General features: G+C 61.8%; 19 protein-coding genes. 9 read left to right on the forward strand and 10 right to left on the reverse strand.

Annotated elements, in window-relative coordinates:
* The first annotated feature begins 26 nt into the window (after positions 1 to 26).
* Positions 27 to 2180, forward strand: coding sequence for a polyribonucleotide nucleotidyltransferase (pnp, locus tag RCF49_RS15605; protein ID WP_342640725.1), 2154 nt, complete (start codon positions 27 to 29; stop codon positions 2178 to 2180).
* A gap of 139 nt (positions 2181 to 2319) precedes the next feature.
* Here pnp and fabI read toward each other — a convergent pair whose 3' ends face one another.
* The 3 genes from fabI to fabA are packed head-to-tail and all read right to left on the reverse strand — an operon-like array spanning position 2320 to position 4984.
* Positions 2320 to 3150: an enoyl-ACP reductase FabI gene (gene fabI / locus RCF49_RS15610; RefSeq protein WP_342640726.1), complete on the reverse strand. Its 831-nt coding sequence runs from the start codon at positions 3148 to 3150 to the stop codon at positions 2320 to 2322.
* A 55-nt stretch (positions 3151 to 3205) separates the two neighbouring features.
* Complete coding sequence (fabB, locus tag RCF49_RS15615; RefSeq protein ID WP_342640727.1) at positions 3206 to 4432, reverse strand: beta-ketoacyl-ACP synthase I; 1227 nt, start codon at positions 4430 to 4432, stop codon at positions 3206 to 3208.
* 36 nt (positions 4433 to 4468) lie between these two features.
* Positions 4469 to 4984, reverse strand: coding sequence for a 3-hydroxyacyl-[acyl-carrier-protein] dehydratase FabA (fabA, locus tag RCF49_RS15620; RefSeq protein ID WP_342640728.1), 516 nt, complete (start codon positions 4982 to 4984; stop codon positions 4469 to 4471).
* A gap of 268 nt (positions 4985 to 5252) precedes the next feature.
* On the opposite strand from fabA, the gene irrA reads away from it, so the two are divergent.
* Positions 5253 to 5681: an iron response transcriptional regulator IrrA gene (irrA, locus tag RCF49_RS15625; protein ID WP_432807407.1), complete on the forward strand. Its 429-nt coding sequence runs from the start codon at positions 5253 to 5255 to the stop codon at positions 5679 to 5681.
* 82 nt (positions 5682 to 5763) lie between these two features.
* Here irrA and RCF49_RS15630 read toward each other — a convergent pair whose 3' ends face one another.
* Positions 5764 to 6357: an SH3 domain-containing protein gene (locus RCF49_RS15630; RefSeq protein ID WP_342640729.1), complete on the reverse strand. Its 594-nt coding sequence runs from the start codon at positions 6355 to 6357 to the stop codon at positions 5764 to 5766.
* A gap of 222 nt (positions 6358 to 6579) precedes the next feature.
* Here RCF49_RS15630 and RCF49_RS15635 point away from each other — a divergent pair, with 222 nt between their 5' ends.
* The gene (locus RCF49_RS15635) at positions 6580 to 7569 is read left to right on the forward strand and encodes a 2-hydroxyacid dehydrogenase (protein WP_342640730.1); all 990 of its coding nucleotides are present in this window, start codon (positions 6580 to 6582) and stop codon (positions 7567 to 7569) included.
* A 52-nt stretch (positions 7570 to 7621) separates the two neighbouring features.
* Here RCF49_RS15635 and gstA read toward each other — a convergent pair whose 3' ends face one another.
* The 6 genes from gstA to RCF49_RS15665 all read right to left on the reverse strand — a co-directional run bounded on the left by gstA (position 7622) and on the right by RCF49_RS15665 (position 13257).
* Positions 7622 to 8233, reverse strand: a complete 612-nt coding sequence (gene gstA, locus RCF49_RS15640; protein WP_342640731.1) for a glutathione transferase GstA — start codon at positions 8231 to 8233, stop codon at positions 7622 to 7624.
* An 80-nt stretch (positions 8234 to 8313) separates the two neighbouring features.
* The gene (locus RCF49_RS15645; protein ID WP_342640732.1) at positions 8314 to 9054 is read right to left on the reverse strand and encodes a HesA/MoeB/ThiF family protein; all 741 of its coding nucleotides are present in this window, start codon (positions 9052 to 9054) and stop codon (positions 8314 to 8316) included.
* 10 nt (positions 9055 to 9064) lie between these two features.
* On the reverse strand, positions 9065 to 9514 hold the full coding sequence (gene dut, locus RCF49_RS15650; protein ID WP_342640733.1) for a dUTP diphosphatase: 450 nt from the start codon (positions 9512 to 9514) through the stop codon (positions 9065 to 9067).
* A complete protein-coding gene (gene coaBC / locus RCF49_RS15655) occupies positions 9514 to 10725 on the reverse strand; it encodes a bifunctional phosphopantothenoylcysteine decarboxylase/phosphopantothenate--cysteine ligase CoaBC (RefSeq protein ID WP_342640734.1) in 1212 nt (403 codons plus the stop codon). Before coaBC ends, dut begins: the two co-directional genes overlap by 1 nt.
* A 31-nt stretch (positions 10726 to 10756) precedes the next feature.
* Entirely contained in the window at positions 10757 to 12337 is a 1581-nt protein-coding gene (ubiB, locus tag RCF49_RS15660; RefSeq protein ID WP_342640735.1) for a 2-polyprenylphenol 6-hydroxylase, read from the reverse strand.
* A 20-nt stretch (positions 12338 to 12357) separates the two neighbouring features.
* Entirely contained in the window at positions 12358 to 13257 is a 900-nt protein-coding gene (locus RCF49_RS15665) for a class I SAM-dependent methyltransferase (protein WP_342640736.1), read from the reverse strand.
* A gap of 108 nt (positions 13258 to 13365) precedes the next feature.
* Between RCF49_RS15665 and mutM the strand changes: the two genes are divergently transcribed.
* From mutM to recF, 6 genes are all read left to right on the forward strand, one after another.
* Positions 13366 to 14256, forward strand: coding sequence for a bifunctional DNA-formamidopyrimidine glycosylase/DNA-(apurinic or apyrimidinic site) lyase (gene mutM, locus RCF49_RS15670; protein ID WP_342640737.1), 891 nt, complete (start codon positions 13366 to 13368; stop codon positions 14254 to 14256).
* Between the two features lie 69 nt (positions 14257 to 14325).
* Complete coding sequence (locus RCF49_RS15675) at positions 14326 to 15099, forward strand: enoyl-CoA hydratase (RefSeq protein ID WP_342640738.1); 774 nt, start codon at positions 14326 to 14328, stop codon at positions 15097 to 15099.
* Between the two features lie 115 nt (positions 15100 to 15214).
* A complete protein-coding gene (gene rpsT / locus RCF49_RS15680) occupies positions 15215 to 15481 on the forward strand; it encodes a 30S ribosomal protein S20 (protein ID WP_342640739.1) in 267 nt (88 codons plus the stop codon).
* Positions 15482 to 16395: 914 nt separating this feature from the next.
* Positions 16396 to 17877 carry a chromosomal replication initiator protein DnaA gene (dnaA, locus tag RCF49_RS15685; protein WP_342640740.1) on the forward strand — a complete coding sequence of 494 codons (1482 nt, stop codon included), beginning with the start codon at positions 16396 to 16398 and terminating at the stop codon, positions 17875 to 17877.
* Between the two features lie 176 nt (positions 17878 to 18053).
* Positions 18054 to 19172, forward strand: a complete 1119-nt coding sequence (gene dnaN, locus RCF49_RS15690; RefSeq protein ID WP_342640741.1) for a DNA polymerase III subunit beta — start codon at positions 18054 to 18056, stop codon at positions 19170 to 19172.
* Positions 19173 to 19316: 144 nt separating this feature from the next.
* A complete protein-coding gene (recF, locus tag RCF49_RS15695; RefSeq protein ID WP_342640742.1) occupies positions 19317 to 20555 on the forward strand; it encodes a DNA replication/repair protein RecF in 1239 nt (412 codons plus the stop codon).

The following is a 20555-nucleotide window of genomic DNA, read 5'->3' on the forward strand; positions in this document are numbered from 1 at the left end:
GCGGCGAGGGCTAAGGAAGGTACGATATGTTCGATATCCACACAGAAGAATTGGTATGGGGTGGGCGGCCGCTCCGGTTCGAGACCGGTCGTATCGCACGCCAGGCCGACGGTGCCGTATTGGTCACCTATGGCGAAACCACGGTACTCGCCACAGCGGTCGCGGAGCGTGCGCCGAAGCCGGGCGTGGATTTCTTTCCCCTGACGGTCAACTATCAGGAGAAAAGCTACGCCGCCGGAAAAATTCCTGGCGGTTTTTTCAAACGTGAGGCCCGGCCGACGGAAAAGGAAACCCTGGTTTCCCGGTTGATCGATCGCCCCATCCGCCCGCTATTCGTTCCCGGTTTCCGCAACGAGACCCAGGTGATCGTGACGGTCATGGCCCATGACATGGAGAACGATCCCGATATCGTCTCCATGCTGGCGGCATCCGCTGCGCTCACCATTTCAGGCATACCCTTCATGGGCCCGATCGGCGCGGCAAGGGTTGGTTATGTCGATGGCGAGTACATCCTCAACCCGACCCTGCAGGAAATGCCCGACACGAAGCTCGATCTCGTGGTCGCCGGCAGCGCCGATGCGGTGCTGATGGTCGAATCCGAGGCTCATGAGCTTTCCGAGCAGGTGATGCTCGGCGCGGTGATGTTCGGCCACGAAGCCTTCCAGCCGGTGATTGATGCCATTGTGCGTCTGGCTGAAAAGGCGGCGCGCGAGCCTCGTGAGGTGCAGCTGCCCGACAACCAGCCGGTCTATGAGCAGGTGAAGGCCCTTGCCGAGGAAAAGCTCCGGCACGCCTATACGATTGTGTCGAAGGCCGCCCGTCAGGAGGCCATCAGCCAGGTTCGTGACGAGGTGGCGCAGGCTCTCGCCAGCGAAGATCCTGAAAAGGCGGTCGACCCGCAGGCGGTTTCGGAAGCCTTTAAGAAGCTCGAGAAGAAGATCGTCCGCGGCAATATCCTCGATACCGGCAAGCGCATCGACGGCCGCAGCCTGACGGATATCCGCCAGATCGATTGCCAGGTCGGGGTTGTTCCGCGTGCTCACGGTACGGCGCTGTTCACCCGTGGTGAAACGCAGGCGCTGGTCTTCACCACACTCGGCACGGGTGAGGACGAGCAGTTCGTTGATGCACTCGAAGGAACCTACAAGGAAGCCTTCATGCTGCATTACAACTTCCCGCCCTTCTCCGTTGGCGAGACCGGACGCACCGGCTTCACTGGTCGCCGCGAGATCGGCCATGGTAAGCTGGCCTGGCGGGCGGTTCATCCGCTGCTGCCGCCGAAGGAGCAGTTCCCCTACACGATTCGCGTCGTCTCCGAGATCACCGAGTCCAACGGCTCCTCTTCCATGGCAACGGTCTGCGGCGCATCCCTGGCTCTAATGGACGCGGGCGTGCCGCTGAAGCGGCCGGTGGCGGGCATTGCCATGGGCCTCATCAAGGACGATGACAGGGTTGCGGTTCTCTCGGACATCCTGGGCGATGAGGATCACCTCGGCGATATGGACTTCAAGGTGGCCGGCACGGAGGGGGGCATCACCTCTCTCCAGATGGACATCAAGATCTCCGGTATCACCGAGGAAATCATGCGGACGGCGCTGTTCCAGGCCCGCGAAGGCCGGATGCATATCCTCGGTGAGATGAGCAAGGCACTGGCTTCGGCCCGATCCGGGCTTGGCGAGCATGCACCGCGCATCGAGGTGATGACCATCCCGGTCGACAAGATCCGCGAAGTGATCGGGTCCGGCGGCAAGGTCATTCGCGAGATTGTCGAGAAGACCGGCGCTAAGGTCGACATCTCCGATGACGGTACCATCAAGATCGCCTCGTCCAAGAGCGAGTCGATCGATGCAGCGATGAAATGGATCAAGAGCATCGTCTCTGAGCCGGAGATCGGTGAGATCTATGACGGCAAGGTGGTCAAGGTCGTCGATTTCGGCGCCTTCGTGAACTTCTTCGGAAGCCGGGACGGCTTGGTTCACGTCTCCGAGCTTGCGCCTCACCGTGTCGAAAAGGTTTCGGACGTGGTGAAGGAAGGCCAGGCCGTGAAGGTCAAGCTGATTGGTTTTGATCCGCGCGGCAAGGTGCGGCTCTCCATGAAGGCTGTTGACCAGGAGACCGGCGCAGACCTGACGAAGCAGGAGGCAAAGCCCGAGGCCACCACCGAAGAGGTGCAGAGCTGAACGGTCAAGCTGGCTGATCACCATCGGGCGGAGCGGGGAAGCTCTGCCTGATGTCATCGAGCAGCCCCCGTGACAAAAAAGGCGCAGCTGATGGCTGCGCCTTTTCTACATTCGACGATCCCTCAGCCTCGCGCTGCGCTTATTGCGCAGCCTCTCGTGGAGTTGCCACCGAATCCTCCTCGACGGCTTCTCGGCTGATATCATCCGGGCGGGGCATCGAAATGATGTTGTAGCCGGAATCCACATAGTGAATTTCGCCGGTCACTCCGTTCGAGAGATCTGAGAGAAGATAGAGAGCAGCACCTCCGACTTCCTCGAGCGTCACCGTCCGGCGTAAAGGCGCGTGCTTCTTCTGATAGTTGTACATGATACGCGCGTCCGAGATGCCGGATCCCGCAAGGGTGCGCATGGGCCCCGCCGAGAGGGCGTTCACCCTCACATTTTGCGGCCCGAAATCGGCTGCGAGATAGCGCACGCTGGCTTCGAGACCGGCTTTGGCAACACCCATGACATTGTAATTCGGCATGACCCGCGTCGACCCGCCATAGGTCAACGTGAGTAGCGCGCCGCCATGGGTCATCAGCGGAGCAGCCCGCCGCGCAATCTCCGTGAAGGAGAAGCAGGAGATCACCATGGTCCGGATGAAATTCTCCCGGGTCGTCTCGGCATAGCGGCCCTTGAGCTCGCTCTTGTCGGAATAGGCGATCGCGTGAACGACGAAATCGAGCTTGCCCCATGTCTTGCCGAGCTGGTCAAAGACCGCGTCCACCGTGGCGACGTCCTCGACATCACAGGGCAGCAGAATATCGCTGCCGACCGATGCTGCGAGCGGCCTGACCCTCCGGCCGAAGGCTTCGCCCTGATAGGTGAAGGCGAGCTCGGCACCGTGTTTGTGTAGCGCCGCGGCGATACCCCAGGCGATCGAGTGGTCATTGGCCACTCCCATAACCAGGCCCCGCTTGCCCGCCATCAGGCCGCTTCCTGTCGTCTGGACAATCGTTCCCATAAGTTTTGGCCCCTCCGGCTTAAGCCGAGTATCTTCTGAGGATCAAAGTTCCGTTGGTGCCGCCGAACCCGAAGGAATTGGACATAACGGTGTTGAGTTCGACATTGTCGATGCGCTTCCGCACGATCGGCATGTCAGCAAAGGCAGGGTCGAGCTCTTCGATATTCGCGCTTTCGGCGATGAAGCCGTTTTGCATCATCAGCAGCGAATAGATCGCCTCCTGCACGCCGGCCGCCCCTAGGGAATGGCCGGTGAGCGATTTGGTCGCCGAAATGGGCGGGCAATTGTCTCCGGACCCGAAGATCCGCCGGATTGCGTCGATCTCAGGACCATCGCCCGCCGGTGTGCTGGTTGCGTGCGGGTTGATGTAATCGATTTTCTCGCCCTTGAGCGTCGACAGGGCCATGCGCATGCACCGCTCGGCGCCCTCGCCGGATGGCGCGACCATGTCATAGCCGTCGGAGGTTGCCCCATAGCCGACCACCTCGGCATAGATCTTGGCGCCCCGCGCCTTGGCATGTTCAAGCTCTTCGAGCACAACAACGCCTGCGCCACCCGCGATGACAAAGCCGTCGCGATTTGCGTCATAGGCCCTTGAGGCTTTGGTGGGCGTATCGTTGAACTTGGACGACATCGCGCCCATGGCATCGAACAGGTTCGACAGGGACCAGTCCAGCTCCTCGCACCCCCCAGCAAAGACGATGTCCTGCTTGCCCCATTGGATGAGCTCGGCCGCATTGCCGATGCAATGGGTGGAGGTCGCGCAAGCCGAGGAGATTGAGTAGTTCACCCCTTTGATCTTGAACCATGTGGCCAGCGTGGCTGAAGCCGTCGATGACATGGCCTTGGGCACTGCGAATGGGCCGATGCGCTTGGGCCCCTTTTCGCGGGTGATGTCGGCGGCTTCCACGATGGCGCGGGTCGAGGGGCCACCGGAGCCCATCACGATGCCCGTGCGGTCGTTCGAGATCTCGTTGGGCTCGAGCCCGGCATCTCGAATGGCCTGCTCCATCGCCACATGATTCCATGCGGCGCCATCGCCGAGGAACCGCATCGCCCGGCGGTCGACGGATTCGCCGGGAGGCAATGTGGGAGCGCCGTGAACTTGGCAGCGGAAGCCCAGCTCCGCATATTTTTCCGCTCGGCTGATCCCCGATCTGGCCTCACGCAACGAGGCCAGGACCTCCTGGCTGTTGTTGCCGATGCTGGATACGATGCCAAGTCCTGTTACGACCACACGCCTCACGGCAAGGTCCTTCTCTTCTACTGCTAAACCTAGGGTTCACGCCTTACTTGGGGTGAACAGGCCGACCTTTAAATCCTGCGCGGTATAGAGGGCGCGGCCATCCGCCTTCAGCAGACCATCGGCGATGCCGAGGGTCAGCTTCCGTTGTACCACCCGTTTGAGGCTGACGACATACTCGACCTTGGTCACCGAGGGGACCACCATGTCCGTGAACTTCACCTCGCCGACGCTGAGCGCGCGTCCCTTGCCGGGGCTGCCCAGCCAGCCGAGGAAGAAGCCGAGGAGCTGCCAGAGGGCATCGAGGCCGAGGCAGCCGGGCATGACGGGATCACCCAGAAAGTGGCAGGGAAAGAACCAAAGGTCAGGCTTTATGTCGAGCTCGGCGACGATTTCGCCCTTCCCATACTGACCGCCTTGCTCCGATATGGAGGAAATCCGGTCGAACATGAGCATTGGCGGCAGGGGGAGCTGAGCATTCCCCGGTCCGAATAATTCGCCACGGGCGCAGGCGAGTAATTCCTCATAGCCATAGCTCGATTTCCGCTGAAGCATCCTTGCCCAAGCTTTGTTCTAAAATGGGCTCGCTATAGACGAGACCCAGCGTTTCGACAAATATGTGTGCTCGGCCACCGGCTGAGCAACTTGCCGCTTCCTAGCATACCAGAGGCGGCGCTGAAAGCTTTTCGCCTCCTTATTGTGAGACGCCATACTGTGCGACGGAATGCAACTTGCCGCATCTCGTCACAAATGCTACATGCGAGACGTTCTCACCCGTGCTGGAATGGCGCGGACGACCTTTATCGATTGGCTGAAGGTGAGCATGAAGGAGCCGGTGGTTCAGGCTGGGGAGGCCATGGTCGTGGCCAAGCTGCGGCATGCAGGCCTGCGTCCGACGCGGCAGCGTGTTTCGCTTGCCCGCCTTCTCTTCGGCGTGGGGGATCGCCACGTCACTGCGGAAGAACTGCACGACGAGGCAGTCCGGGCGCGCGTGCCGGTTTCCCTGGCAACGGTCTACAATACGCTGAATCAGTTCACCCGTGCCGGTCTTCTGCGCGAAGTGGCGGTCGAAGGCGCCAAGACCTATTTCGACACCAACACCTCGAACCATTACCATTTCTTCATCGAGAACAGCGGCACTCTCCTCGACATCGAAAGCGAGGAACTGCAGGTCGTTGGTGTTCCAAGCGCTCCCGAAGGCACCTCGATCTCACGGATTGATGTGATTATCCGCCTGGCGCGCGAAAGCTGATCGGCAGGCCCGACCGCGAACGACCCACAGCTTGAATGAGCGCCTATCCGACAGGATGGGCTTTCGCGGCGGATTCTGCCCCTCACTCGATCTTTTCCCCGGGATAAACGCCCCACAGCATGTTCTGCGGCAGCCATCCGCTATAGCCGCCGGCTTCCACCCGGCACCATTGCCCTGTGCACTGCTCGATGACCCCGAGCACACCCGATTCGACCTTCGCAACAGGTCGGCTGCCATCGCTTGCCTGCTGGACCATCATCACCGTCTGTCCGGTCTTCCAGGGCGAGACGAGGACGGTTCGCCGGCTCGACAAAAGACTGTGATAGACCCAGCCCTCCTCGCCGTCGCTGTCGCGAATGCGGCGCCAATTTTCGAACTCGGCGATGATCTCGACAGGCAGGTTCCGGCGCGAATACACCCAGGCCACCTGATGATCACTGCTTGGCCCCCGGCGGACATTTACTTTGTCCGATTTCAGGCTGACGAAACGTGGCAACGGCTGCCCGCTCGGGCCAACCCCGCGCCCGGCGCTGGGCGCCGTATTGGCGCTTGATGCGTCATCCGTCGCGTTTGCCCGCTGCCCGACATTGAAGGCGCCCACGACGGCGATGATCACCGCCAGTACGCCCGCCAGGATGACGACGACGGACGCCGCTCGCCTGCTTCTCTGCTCCATTCGCGAATCACCCAGCCTTTGTCTCACCCACCATTCAGGCGACAAGAGCTTGAAAATCTTCCTCAAAGCGGATTGCGCCAGAATGCCGAGCTGGGTCTGTGGAAGACCGACATCATTGCGAGCGCAGTTTACACAAGCCCTATCCGGACTTAAAGAGTGAGCCTCGGCCTGTTATGGCTGGGCGGGACTCTATTCTCCCGTCTGAGGTCTAGGAGGGGCTCAATGCCAAAGCGGAAACCGCTGGTGATCGTCACGCGCAAGCTGCCGGATGTGGTGGAAACGCGCATGCGCGAGCTCTTCGACACGCGCTTGAACCTGAATGATCATCCTCTCTCCCAGGCCGAGCTCATCAACGCCGTTCAGACTGCGGATGTTCTCGTGCCGACGGTCACGGACCGGATCGATAAGACGGTTCTCTCCCGGTCTGGCCCTCAGCTCAAGCTGATCGCCAACTTCGGCACCGGTGTCGACAATATCGATGTCGAGACCGCCAATGCCCGCGGCATCATCGTGACCAACACGCCAGGTGTGCTCACCGAAGATACTGCCGATATGACCATGGCGCTCATCCTGGCCGTCGCCCGACGGCTTACGGAAGGGGCGGCCGTCATTGGCAGCGACCAGCCTTGGACCGGTTGGTCGCCCACCTGGATGCTCGGCCATCGCATCTATGGCAAGCGGCTGGGGATCGTCGGCATGGGCCGCATCGGATCGGCTGTTGCCCGGCGCGCCAAGGCCTTTGGCCTGCAGATTCATTATCACAATCGCCGGCCGGTCAATGCGCGGCTCGAGGAGGAACTCGAGGCCACCTACTGGGAAAGCCTCGACCAGATGCTCGCGCGCATGGACGTGATCTCGGTGAACTGCCCGCACACCCCGGGTACATATCACCTTCTGAACGCCCGACGGCTGCGCCTCATGAAGCCCACCGCAATCATCGTGAACACCTCCCGTGGCGAGGTGATCGATGAAAACGCGCTCGCGCGGATGCTTGAAGCCGGCGAGCTTGGCGGTGCAGGCCTCGATGTGTTCGAGCATGAGCCCGCGGTCAATCCGCGCCTCATCAAATGCGCCCGCGCGGTGCTTTTGCCCCATATGGGCTCAGCCACCCTCGAGGGCCGCGTCGATATGGGCGAGAAGGTCATCATCAATATCAAGACCTTCGTCGATGGTCACACGCCACCGGATCGCGTTCTGCCCAATATGATTTGACGGTGCGCACACGGGGGCCACGAAACCGCGCCCCCGTCTACGACGTGATCAACTAGGCGAGGCCTTCTTCTTTCAGAGCTTGCTGCACGGCGGGACGGGATTTCACCTCCGCCTGAAACCGCTGAATGTTCGGATAGGCCGAAAGATCCACGCCAACGCGATCACACCAGCTGAGCACCACCCAGGCATAGGCATCCGCCACCGTGAAGCGGTTGCCGGTCAGGTAGGTCTTGCTGCCAAGCGCGTCGTTCAAATATTTCAAGCGTGGTGTGAGCAGCCCTTTGGCGAAATCCTTGGCCGGCTCTGGCGCATTCGGCACGAACAGGGCGATGAAGGGTTTGTGAAGCTCCGTGCCGGTGAAGGACAGCCATTCCAATACGTGAAGCCTGTCCGTGGAGCCCGCCGGCGGAATGAGCCCCGCCTCTGGCTTCTGGTCAGCCAAATAGGGCAGGATGACTGCGTTCTCGGTCAGCACCTGACCATCATCGAGCTTCAGAGCTGGAACATAGCCCTTCGGATTGATCGCGAGAAAATCGTCCCCGGCTTCCGTTTTCTTGTTTCGCAGGGATACCGATTCGAGTTCGACTGGAATGTCGGCCTCGCGGGCCGCGATGTGAGATGCCAAAGAGCAAGCGCCAGGCGCGTAATAGAGCGTCAGAGTCATCTGAGCCTCCCTTCATGACTGCTCCTGGGATATCACTGTGCGGGAACGCGCTCAATGACCGCCCGTAGGACCATAAAGACTCAACCGATCGCCATTTCATAGAAGCGGGGTCCCAGGGCGTCATAGACCAGGAGACGTCCGGCAAGGCTGTCGCCGATCCCTAGGAGCTCCTTGATCACTTCGAGCGCCTGCATTGAGCCGACGACGCCGGTCAGCGCGCCAATGATGCCCGCCTCCTCGCAGGTTGGCAGCGCTCCGGCGTCGACACCCTCGGGGTAAAGGTCCCGATAGGATGGATAGGGCCGTCCATCCTCACGCATCTCGTAAGGTTTGAACGTGGTGATCTGGCCATCGAACCGGGCAACAGCCGCCGAAACCAGCGGAACGCGCGCGGCTCGACAGGCATCGCTGACCGCGAGTCGGGTTGAGAACAGGTCTGATCCATCCGCGACGATGTCGTAATCGGAGACCAGCCCCACCGCATTTTCGGGTGTCAGTCGCAGCGTGTGACAACGCACCTTGACATGCGGGTTGAGGCGGCGGATTGCTGCAGCGGCACTTTCCGATTTCGGAGCCCCGAGGCTCAGTGTGCTGTGGACGATCTGTCGTTGGAGGTTGGAGAGGCTCACCTCGTCATCATCGAGAATGCCGAGCGTGCCGATCCCTGCTGCCGCAAGATAGAGCAGCACCGGTGCGCCGAGCCCTCCGGCGCCCACCACCAGCACTCTTGCTGCTTTCAGGTGCTGCTGGCCGGGGCCGCCGACCTCCTTCAACAGCAGATGTCGGGAATAGCGTTCGATTTCCTTGTCAGTCAGTCGCATCAGCGCGACCTCAGCGCCGGCCTGAGGACCCGAAGCCACCGTCCCCACGCGCGGTTTCCTCAAGCATCTCCACCACCTTCCAACGCGCACGCGTGACCGGCGCGATCACCATCTGGGCGATGCGATCACCCCGCTCGAAGGTCACCGCTTCGCTGCCGAGATTGATCAGGATCACTTTGATCTCGCCGCGGTAATCCGCATCGATCGTCCCTGGTGTGTTGAGGCAGGTCACCCCGTGCCTTGCCGCCAGGCCTGATCGCGGACGCACTTGCGCCTCGAAACCCTCGGGCAGTGCAATGGCGATCCCGGTTGGAACAAGCGCGCGCTCGCCCGGATTGAGCGTCAGCGGCGACGTGATCGCAGCCCGCAGGTCCATGCCGGCCGCAAGCGCCGTTTCGTAGGCCGGCAAGGGCAGGTCCCGCCCATGGGGAAGCGGCTGAATGGCAACGGATATGGTCATCAGGCGGCTGTCCGCAAGGCGTCGGCCACCCGTTGCATGAGCCTCAGGCCGACTTCGCCCTTGGGCAGATCGGGCCAATCTTCCACACCCTGCGCCGTGACCAGGTGAACGGCATTGTTCGGGCCGCCCATAATTCCGGTCGCGGGCGAGACGTCATTGGCAACGATCCAGTCGCAGCCTTTGGTTTCGAGCTTGCGCCGGGCATTGGTGATCACATCCTGGGTTTCCGCGGCAAAGCCGACCACCAGCCGCGGCCGCCGATTCTGCAGATGGGCGATGGTCCTCAGGATGTCTGGATTTTCAACCAGTTGCAGACCAGGAAGCGCGCCATTCTGCTTCTTGATCTTTTGTGACGAGGCATTGTCGACGCGCCAGTCGGCCACCGCTGCGGCGAATATGCCCACATCGCATGGCAGTTCTGCCTCGCACGCATCGAGCATCTGCTGTGCCGTTTCGATCCGTCTCACGGTCACGCCCGGTGGTGGAACGAGAGTGGTGGGGCCGCTGATCAGCACCGTTTCAGCGCCGAGCCGCTGGCTGGCTGCGGCAATCGCATATCCTTGCTGGCCGGAAGATCGGTTCGCGATGTAGCGCACCGGGTCGATCGGCTCATGAGTCGGCCCGGCGGTCACCAGCACCTTGTAGCCGGCCAGCGGCCGGTCTGCCTCGGTTGCAAAGAACGCCTCGATGGCCGCGACGATGGCTTCCGGCTCCGACATCCGGCCATAGCCGTACTCGCCGCACGCCATATCGCCCTGCTCGGGCCCGACGACTATGACGCCGTCGCTGCGCAGCGCGGCGAGATTCCGCTTGGTTGCCGGATGCTCCCACATGCGTACATTCATGGCCGGAGCGATCAGCACCGGCGTATCGGTGGCAAGCAATGTGGTTGAAGCGAGATCGTCGGCCTGACCGTTCGCCATCTTGGCCATGAGATCTGCGGTCGCCGGCGCCACCACCAACAGATCCGCTGAGCGCGACAACTGAATATGGCCCATTTCCGATTCGTCGGTGAGGTTGAACAGATCTGTATAGACCTTGTTCTCGGTGAGGCTTGCGACCGCCAAAGGCGTGACGAATTGCTCGGCAGCCTTGGTCAGCACCGCCTGCACCGCGGCGCCGCGCCCGCGCAACCGGCGGATCAGGATGAGATCCTTATAGGCGGCAATCCCGCCGCCGATGATCAGCAATATGCGCTTGTTTCCGAGCATCGCTTGCCTCGCTGACAGGTCTCGATCCACCTTACATGAATTGGCCGAGCGCCAGCACCGCCAATGCCAGCGCACCGATCCAGAGTGCGAGCCTGCTGGTCAAATTGTGTCTCGCCTGTGCAATGGCAAGCGCCTCGCTGGTCGCGTGATCGAGCTTCAGCCCGCCAGCATAAGCCATATCCGCGATGAGCTTGGCGGTGCGTTCAGCCTCGCTGAAGAATTCCGGCAGGTTGCTCATGAAGCGGCCGAGCGTGGCGGCTCCCTCGGCCGCATCGTGGAGATAGGCGCTCGGACCGAAATGCTGCTCGGCCCATTGCCGCACCACCGGTTCGGCTGTCTCCCACATATTGAGGCGGGGATTGAAGCTGCGCGCCACGCCTTCCACCACCACCATCGTCTTTTGCAGGAGCAGGAGCTGCGGCTGCGTCGACATGTTGAACTGCTCGGTCACGTGGAAGAGTTGCCCGAGCAGTCGCGCCATGGAGATCTGCTCGGCCGGCTTATCCAGCAGCGGTTCACCGATTGCCCGCAGCGCTTGCGCGAAGACCTGCGGTGATTGATCGAGAGGCACATAGCCGGCCTGGAAATGGACATTCGAGACCCGCTGATAGTCGCGAGTGATGAAGCCCCAGAGAATCTCGGCGAGAAACCGCCGGTCTTTCATATCGAGCCGCCCGGTGATGCCGAAATCGACCGCCACCAGCAGTCCGTCATCGTCGATGAACAGGTTCCCCTGATGCATGTCCGCATGGAAGAAGCCATCGCGGATCGCATGACGCAGGAACGTCTGGATGATCGTATTGCCGAGCTGCTCGAAATCGACCCCGCGCGCCCGGAGCCCTTCCACATCGCTCAGCGGCGTTCCCTCGATCCACTCGGTGGTGAGCACCCGCTGTCCGGTACGCTCCCAGTCGACCCGTGGCACCCGGAAGCCCGGATCATTCCGACTGTTCTCCGCCATTTCCGACAGGGCGGCGGCTTCCATGCGCAGATCCATCTCGAGCTTGACCGACTGCGCCAGCATGTCGACCGTCTTGATCGGCCGCAGTCGTCGAGAGGGCGGATTATAGCGCTCCATCATCCGCGCGGCGTAGTAGAAGGTGTCGAGATCGCGGGCGAAGTGCTTCTCGATCCCGGGGCGCAGCACCTTGATTGCCACGTCGCGCAAGGTGCCATCCTCATCCCGCACCGTGGCCTTATGCACCTGGGCGATGGAGGCGGCCGCAATGGGTGGACCAATCTCATCGAAGAGAGCCTTCGGGGACGAGCCGAGGCTTTTCCGGATCTCCTCCAGGGCAACGCCGCGCGGAAATGGTGGCAGCTTGTCCTGCAGCTTGGAGAGTTCGGCCGCCCGCTCGCTCCCGATGATGTCGGCGCGCGTCGCAAGGAACTGACCAAGCTTGATGTAACTCGGCCCGAGCTCGGCAATTGCGGCGGCAAGCCCCTTTCTGCCGCGCGGATGGCGCCGGCCCAGCCAGCGGATGAGCCTGAATCCGACGCGCAAAGCCGGCGGGAGGTCGTCGATTGTCTCGGCCCCGGCGAATGCATCATGCCGGGCAAGCACCCAGCCTGTTCGCATCAACCTTACAAGATTGGCTATGCTGTTTGCCATGGCCTCGCCATTCAGCCGCGTCACACCCGCCAGGCGGAGTGCATTGCGACGATGCCGCCGGAGAGGTTGCGATACTTCACCTGCGCGAAGCCGGTCGCGGTGATCATCGTCTTGAAGGCTTCCTGATTGGGAAAGGTCCGGATGCTCTCGACGAGATAGCGATAGGGTGCGCCATCGCCCGTGACCACTTTGCCCATGGCTGGAATAGCCGCGAAGGAATAGGCGTCATAAAGAGCCGAGAGCCCCGGCACATTCACTTCCGAGAACTCCAGGCAGAGGAACCGGCCACCCGGCTTCAGAACGCGATAGGCTTCGCGCAGCGCCTGGTCGATGCGGGTGACGTTCCGGATGCCGAACGCGATCGTATAGGCATCGAAGCTTTTGTCGGGAAAGGGCAGGGCTTCGGCATTCCCCACCACGAACCGGCAGCGGCTCACGAGGCTCGCCCTCGGCCGCGCCGTCTTTGGCCGCTTGATCAGAGAAAGTGGCAGATCGCGGAAGCGATCAGCGCGCATGGAAGGCTCAGGCCCGCTGCCCTGCTTTCCTCGCTCGCGCACCCGGCGCAGCCCTTCTGCCGCCATTTCCGGCGAAATGTCGCTCAAGGTCACCTGGACGCCGCTACCGCCGCGCTCGAGGATCCGCTGCGCGACATCGCCTGTGCCACCTGCTACATCCAGCACATGGAAGGCACGGTCATTGGTCGGCGGCGCCAGCCAGGAGACCATCTCGTCCTTCCACAGACGATGCAGGCCGCCCGACATGAGGTCGTTCATCACGTCGTAGCGCTGCGCGACCTTGGCGAAGACATCATTGACCAGGCGCTGTTTATCGCCCGCCGCAACGTTGCGATAGCCGAACGGCGCGGTGCCTTCGGTGGAGCTGTCCCCCGATGGGGGCTGATCGTTTTCATGTTCACTCATTGCGGGCGACCATAGCGCAGCACGTTTCGCAATTCTATTGGCACGGCGACAGATCTCGGCGTAATCCATTCTTCATGCGCAATCTTTCGCTGAGCAAGTCCGAGGAACATGCCTGAGCTGCCCGAGGTCGAAACCGTCCGCCGCGGCCTTGCTAACGCAATGATCGGCCATCGCATAGAAAGGCTCGATCTGCGGCGGGACGACCTGCGCTTTCCCTTTCCCCCTGATTTCCGCCAGCGCGTGCAAGGCGCCCGTATCGAGCGCATGGACAGGCGCGCCAAATATCTGCTGGGCCTGACCGATCGTGGTGATGTCTTGATCATGCATCTTGGCATGTCCGGCCGGTTCACCATCGTGCCCGCTGGGGGACGGGCTCTCGAGCCAGGCGTGTTCTACCATGCTGCGACAGCCGGCGCCGGAGACGGCCCGCATGATCATGTGATCTTCGACTTGGACGATGGCACCCGCATCGTCTACGCCGACCCGCGGCGCTTCGGGATCATGGATCTTGCCCGGGCGGATGGGCTGCACGAGCACAAGCTGCTGCGGGGCATCGGCGTCGAGCCTTTGGATGACACCTTTGACGCAGCCTATCTGGCTGCGCGCCTTAAGGGCCGCGAGGCACCGCTCAAGGCCGCCCTGCTCGACCAACGCATCATTGCAGGTCTTGGCAATATATATGTCTGTGAAGCGCTGTTCCGTGCTGGCCTGTCCCCCCAGCGCAAGTCCGGCACGGTGGTGGATGACGGCCGCCCGACGCCGGCCGTGCATCGGCTCGTCGACAGTATCAAGACAGTGCTGCGGGATGCGATCGCGGCGGGCGGATCCTCGCTGCGCGATTATGCCCAGGCCAATGGCGAGCTCGGCTATTTCCAGCACACCTTCGAGGTCTATGATCAGGAGGGTAAGCCCTGCCGGCGGCCGGGATGCGGTGGCATTGTCGAGCGGGTGACCCAGAGCGGTCGCTCCACATTTTTCTGCAGCACCTGCCAGGAATGATCGGCGGTTGCGCGGTCGCCGATCTCGGCTACAGTTGCGCCAGATGTTCAGGGAGAGAACAGGACTGCTATGGCCTACGAAAACATCATCGTCGAGACCCGTGACCGGGTTGGCCTCATCACGCTCAATCGACCCAAGGCTCTGAATGCGCTGAATTCCGCATTGATGGGCGAGCTGGTCCAGGCATTGAGCGAGTTCGATGCGAACGATCAGATCGGCTGTATCGTGCTGACGGGCAGCGAAAAGGCCTTCGCCGCCGGAGCCGATATCAAGGAGATGCAGACCAAGACCTATATGGATGCCTATAAGGGTGATTTCCTGACGTCTTGGGACGGCGTGTCTCGCACCCGCAAGCCGATCATTGCGGCGGTTGCAGGTTATGCCCTGGGCGGCGGCTGTGAGCTCGCCATGATGTGCGATTTCATCATCGCGGCGGAGACCGCCAAGTTCGGTCAGCCGGAAATCACGCTGGGTGTGATGCCTGGCGCGGGCGGCACCCAGCGCCTGACGCGCTTCGTTGGCAAGTCCAAGGCGATGGACATGTGCCTGACCGGCCGCATGATGGATGCGGCTGAAGCGGAGCGGTCCGGCTTGGTCAGCCGGGTTGTCCCGGCCGGCACCCTTCTCGACGAGGCCATGAAGGCTGCCGAGAAGATTGCGGCATTCTCCCTCCCGATCGTGATGCTGACCAAGGAGACGGTCAACCGGGCCTACGAGACCACCTTGGCCGAGGGCATTCGCTTCGAGCGGCGCGTGTTCCAGTCCATGTTTGCGACGGAAGACCAGAAGGAAGGCATGACGGCCTTCATCGAGAAGCGTCAGCCGAACTTCAAGAATCGCTGAATATCGATCAGGTGAGTTGACGCTTTCGGCCGTCATGGCTATAAGCGCGGACTTGGGACGGGCGTCGTTGCGGCGGCGCCCGTCTCCCGTTTTCGTTCAAGAAGGAATTGTCGTCATGGCCAACACTCGTTCGGCTAAGAAGGCTATCCGCCAGGCGCAGAGACGTACGGAGATCAATGGCGCTCGCCGCAGCCGCGTGAGGACGTTCGTCCGCAAGGTCGAGGAGGCGATTGCCAGTGGCGACCAGAAGGCGGCCGAGCAGGCTCTTCGTGCAGCGCAACCTGAAATTGTCCGTGGCGCGAACAGGGGTATCCTTCATCGCAACACCGCGTCCCGGAAAATTTCTCGGCTGGCGCATCGTATAAAGACGATGTCTGCCTGATATTCAGGCTGGGGTCGCGATAGGGGGCGCGCCGGGTAACCGGGGCGCCCTTCTCATTTGGCGAATAGTCAGTACAAAGATTTATCAGAATTCTTCTCGGCGGAACAACTGCTTACCCGTATCGCTGGGCCGGATCCCGTTTAACCCGGGATGGGAGCCTGTGTAAAAATCAAGAAATGCTCAAACCGCGGAATTCTGCGGTTTTTGGGCCACAGTTCTTGTTACTGCCGATTCATATGACGACTCAATAACTTGTTAACCGTCGGCTCTACTTCGACGGTGCCGTTTCGTATTCGGATAAATATCTGTATACGGAGTAATAGGTGGGTTGCCTGTTGTCATGCCCAGCGCCTCCGTGTAAGGTCATCGGGCGCTTCAGAGTGACGGCCAAATTTGGGCCTCGAGTTCACTCCTGAGGGGTTGTCGAATTGTGGCCAGGGCGGTCGCGAGGCTGAACTACCCGTGTTTCAGCGTGATCGCTCGCCACGTCACATGCGCGTATTGGTTGTTGTTGGCTCGGGCGGAATGCCGTCCGGGGCGGGGAAATTTTGTCAGTTGAGGAGCTTTGAAGACATGGCGGGGGAGCGGCGCTGACCGGCATATCGCGGTCACTCGGGCGGGGTATTCGTTAATCACCATCTGAACCTTTTGGGTGGGCGTGGCTATGGCGCGCCGGCCTACTGAGTTGTCGGCGCTGCAGCAGGCGGCGCGAGAGAGGTTTGTGTCTGATGAAGAGTGTGGGGTCGGTTCAATCGCTGCAATTGGTGCGAAAGCCGGGAGTGGGTAATCAGGGGAGTTGGCAGACATCTGGGCCTGGTGACCGCTCTTCGGCAATCCGGTCCGGAGCAACCGCTCTCTCGCCGTCGAACTCTTCGGCCGTGTTGGCAAGCGTTTCTAGTAAGGGGAACGAGGGAGTGGCATTCGACGAGTCAAAAGCTGCCGATCTGGCGGCAGCATGGGGACGTATCTCCGATAGGCTCAGGGCGGAGCTCGGCGAGGATCTCTTCTCCAGTTGGTTTGCTCGGATGGAGATGGAGGAGCGCTCCGGCTCGAAGTTGATTGTCTCCGTATCCACGCAATTCCTCCGGAACTGGGTGCAGTCGCACTATCTGGATAAGCTCGTGAGCCTGGCCGATGCTGAGCTCGGCGGCATCCAGGATGTGCAGATTCGCGTGAGAACACGGGGGGCCCCCGTGCGCATCGTGCGGTCGGAACCCCGTCGCGGAGCCCCGCGGGCCGAATCTATCAGCCCTGCACCCGCAGCCACGCCGGTCCAGTCGAAGCCCGCGCCGCAACCTGTGGCGAAATCAGCGGATCCGCACCCGAAACCCGCTCCCGATATCGATCGGGGCACGCCGCTTGATCCGGAGCTGACCTTCGATACCTTCCTTCTCGGCAAGTCCAACGCGCTTGCCCATGCGGCCGCAACACGCGTCGCAGAGGCAACCATAGACGCGCCCGTCAGCTTCAATCCGCTTTACGTCCATTCGGCCTCGGGACTGGGAAAAACCCACCTCTTGAATGCCATTGCATGGCGCATTCGCGAGCTACAGCCGCAACGCCGGGTGCTGTTCCTCAGTGCCGAACGGTTCATGTATCACTTCATCACGGCGATCCGTGCACGCGACGTGATCCTGTTTAAGGACCAGTTCCAGTCGGTCGATGTGCTGCTGGTCGACGACTTCCAGTTCTTGCAGGGCAAGACCATGCTGCAGGAGTTCCTGCACACCTTCAATTCCCTGGTCGATTCCAAGCGTCAGGTGATTGTTGCCGCCGATGTTCCACCGACCCAGCTCGATTCGATCGATGCGCGCATGCGCTCCAGGCTCGCCGGCGGGCTTGTCGTCGACATTCAGCCACCGGAGCTCGAGCTCAAGCGGCGCATCCTGCATGCGCGATTGGTTGAATCGGTCAAGCGCGACCCTTCCATCTCCGTGCCGGAGGATGTGGTCGAGTTCATCGCCAATCGCGTCCATGGCGGCGGCCGGGAGCTCGAAGGCGCGCTGATCCGGGTGATCGCCCATCAGCAGCTGGTGCAGGCGCCAATGTCCGTGGACCTCGCTGCTTCTGCCTTGCGCGATCTGGTGCAGAACGCCGATGTTCAGCGCATCAAGATCGATGACATCATGCGGGTCGTCGGCCGTCACTACAATGTGGCCAAGGCCGATCTCCTCTCGCCCCGTCGGGCTCGGTCCATCGTTCGGCCGCGCCAGGTCGGCATGTATCTCGCCAAGCGCTTGACCTCTCGGTCTCTGCCGGAGATTGGCCGCCGATTCGGGGGCCGCGATCACTCCACCGTTCTTCACGCCGTGCGCAAGGTTGAGGAGCTCCTCCAGAAGGATGAGCAGCTCCAGCGCGAGGTGGTGCTGCTAACAAAGCTCCTTGAGCAGCCCTGAACGGCGGCGCACAGCCCCGGGGCTTGTGATTGCCACCGATCCGGGGCACATTCCCGATGAGCGATACGCCACCCGTCATGCGTATGCATTCGGTTGCGCCGCAAGGAGCCCCGTCTGTACGCAGATCGCGTTGATGGCGTTACGGGATGGGCAAGATGAGGAGCTAAGTTGCCGCCATGAAGGTCACCATCGAGCGGTCGGCCTTTCTTAAAGCGCTGAACCACGTCCAGAGCGTCGTGGAAAGGCGAAACACGATACCCATTCTGTCGAATGTGCTGATCCAGGCCCGCGCCGGTGAGATCCGTCTGAGTGCGACCGACCTTGACGTGGAGGTGATCGAGACGGTTCCTGCCGATGTGGCCCAGGGCGGAGCCACAACGGTCCCAGCGCACATGATGCATGACATCGTGCGCAAGCTCCCCGATGGCACCCAGCTTCAGATCGAGCAGGGCGCCGACACGGGTCGCGTCTCGATCTTTGCCGGGCGCTCCCGTTTCGCGCTGCAGGCCTTGCCGGCGGAGGAATTTCCCGGGCTGACGGCCGGCGAGTTCTCCAACAATTTCGCGGTGCAGGCCTCCGATCTCAAAACCATGATCGAGCGCACCCGCTTTGCGATCTCGACCGAGGAGACTCGCTACTATCTGAACGGCATCTATCTGCATGCAGTTCGCGCTGAACCGGCGGACAAGCTGCGGGCGGTTGCAACCGATGGCCATCGCCTGGCCCAGTTCGAACTGGCTTTGCCATTGGGGGCGGCCGGAATGCCGGGTGTGATCGTTCCGCGCAAGACGGTCTTGGAAGTGCACCGTCTGATCGAGGATCGCGATGCCTCTATCGAGATCTCCTTGTCCCAATCGAAGATCCGCTTTGGCTTCGATGGCATCGTGCTGACCTCCAAGCTCATTGACGGGACCTTCCCGGATTACGAGCGCGTGATCCCGAAGCACAACGATAAGGTGATGGACGTCGACACTAAGCTCTTCGCTCAGGCCGTTGATCGCGTCTCCACCATTTCCAGCGAGAAGGGCCGTGCCGTCAAACTGCATATCGGCAGCGGCAAGGTGGTGCTCACCGTCAACAATCCAGACAGCGGCTCGGCCGAAGAGGAGCTCGTCGCCGATTACGACGCCACGGATATCGATATCGGCTTCAATGCGCGCTATCTCCTTGATATCGCCGGGCAACTCGAGGGCGACACAGCGCGGTTCATGCTGGCGGATGCGGGCTCGCCCACGGTCATCCGCGATGTCGTGGACGACTCGGCGCTATACGTCCTGATGCCGATGCGGGTGTGAACGCGGAAACTCTCTCCAGTACCCTTGGAAAGCGCGGAAAAGCTTGCAGAATCGCTGCGGCGACGCCATATAACGCTCGGGCGTTAAGCTCGGCGGATTGAGGCATTTTCGTTCGCAGGACGTTCGGTCATTGGAGCGCCGACGGTGTCAAAAAACCGCGCTCTGGCGCTGACAAGACTAACTCTGACAGATTTCCGCAATTACGCGCGCCTGCGTCTGGACGTGGGCCCGGCACCGGTGGTGCTCACTGGGCCCAATGGTGCCGGCAAGACCAATCTGCTGGAGGCTCTCTCGATATTGTGTCCGGGCCGCGGCCTCCGGTCAGCGGCCTATGCGGATATGGTGCGCCACCAAGGTGCCGGCGGCTGGGCCATTGCGGCCGTGCTCGATGGGCCCCAGGCAGAGATCCGCGTCGGTACAGCCTGGAATGGCAGCCAGGGCGAGGCACTCGCTGGCGAGCCGGACGGCGCTGCCGATGCCATGGGATCGCCTGTGCAACCGGTCAAAGGGGCCTCACAAGCACGCCAAGTGCGCATTGAGGGCACCACCCATCGTGGCTCCGGGGCGCTCGCCTCGATCATTCGCATGGTGTGGATTACCCCGGCAATGGACCGTCTCTTCAATGGTCCGGCGGGTGATCGGCGTCGCTTTCTCGACCGGCTGGTGCTTGGGATCGATCCAGAACATGCCAGCCGAGTGAACGCCTTTGACCGGCTGATGCGCGATCGTAATCGGCTGTTGGAAGAGGGGCGGGAGGGCGCGCGCCGCGATCCGATCTGGCTTGATGGCCTCGAGGCGGCGATGGCCGAGCACGCTGTCGCCATTGCCGCGGCCCGGCAGGCGACTGTGGAGGCGCTCCAGCTGGCGGCCAGCGAGCAGCACGCCAGTGGCCAGATGGGCACATTCCCCTGGGGGCAGTTCACCATTGAAGGCGAGCTCGAAGCGGCGATTGCGGAAATGCCGGCGCTGCATGTGGAAGAGCGCTACCGTACAATTCTCGCCGAATCGCGTGGACTTGATGCGAGCGCAGGCCGCTGCCTTCGGGGTCCTCATCGCAGCGACCTGGTGGTTAAGCACGGTCCAAAGGATGTGGAAGCGCGGCTATGCTCCACCGGCGAACAGAAGGCGTTGCTCATCGGCATCATCCTGGCTCATGCCCGGATCGTTGCCGATGGCTTTGATGGATATGCGCCGATCATGCTGCTCGATGAAGTCGCGGCGCATCTGGACGAGGAGCGGCGGCGGGGCTTGTTCGAATGCCTGCTGGCGCTTCCTGTCCAGGCTTGGATGACCGGGACCGACGCGTCCCTGTTTTCTGCCCTGCGCGGTTCGGCGCAGTTCTTGCGGGCCCGCGATGGCGCGCTCATGGAACTGGTTGATTGA

Origin of the sequence: Rhodoligotrophos sp. CJ14 (assembly GCF_038811545.1) — a bacterium.
In the GTDB taxonomy this organism is placed as follows: Bacteria; Pseudomonadota; Alphaproteobacteria; order Rhizobiales; family Im1; genus Rhodoligotrophos; species Rhodoligotrophos ferricapiens.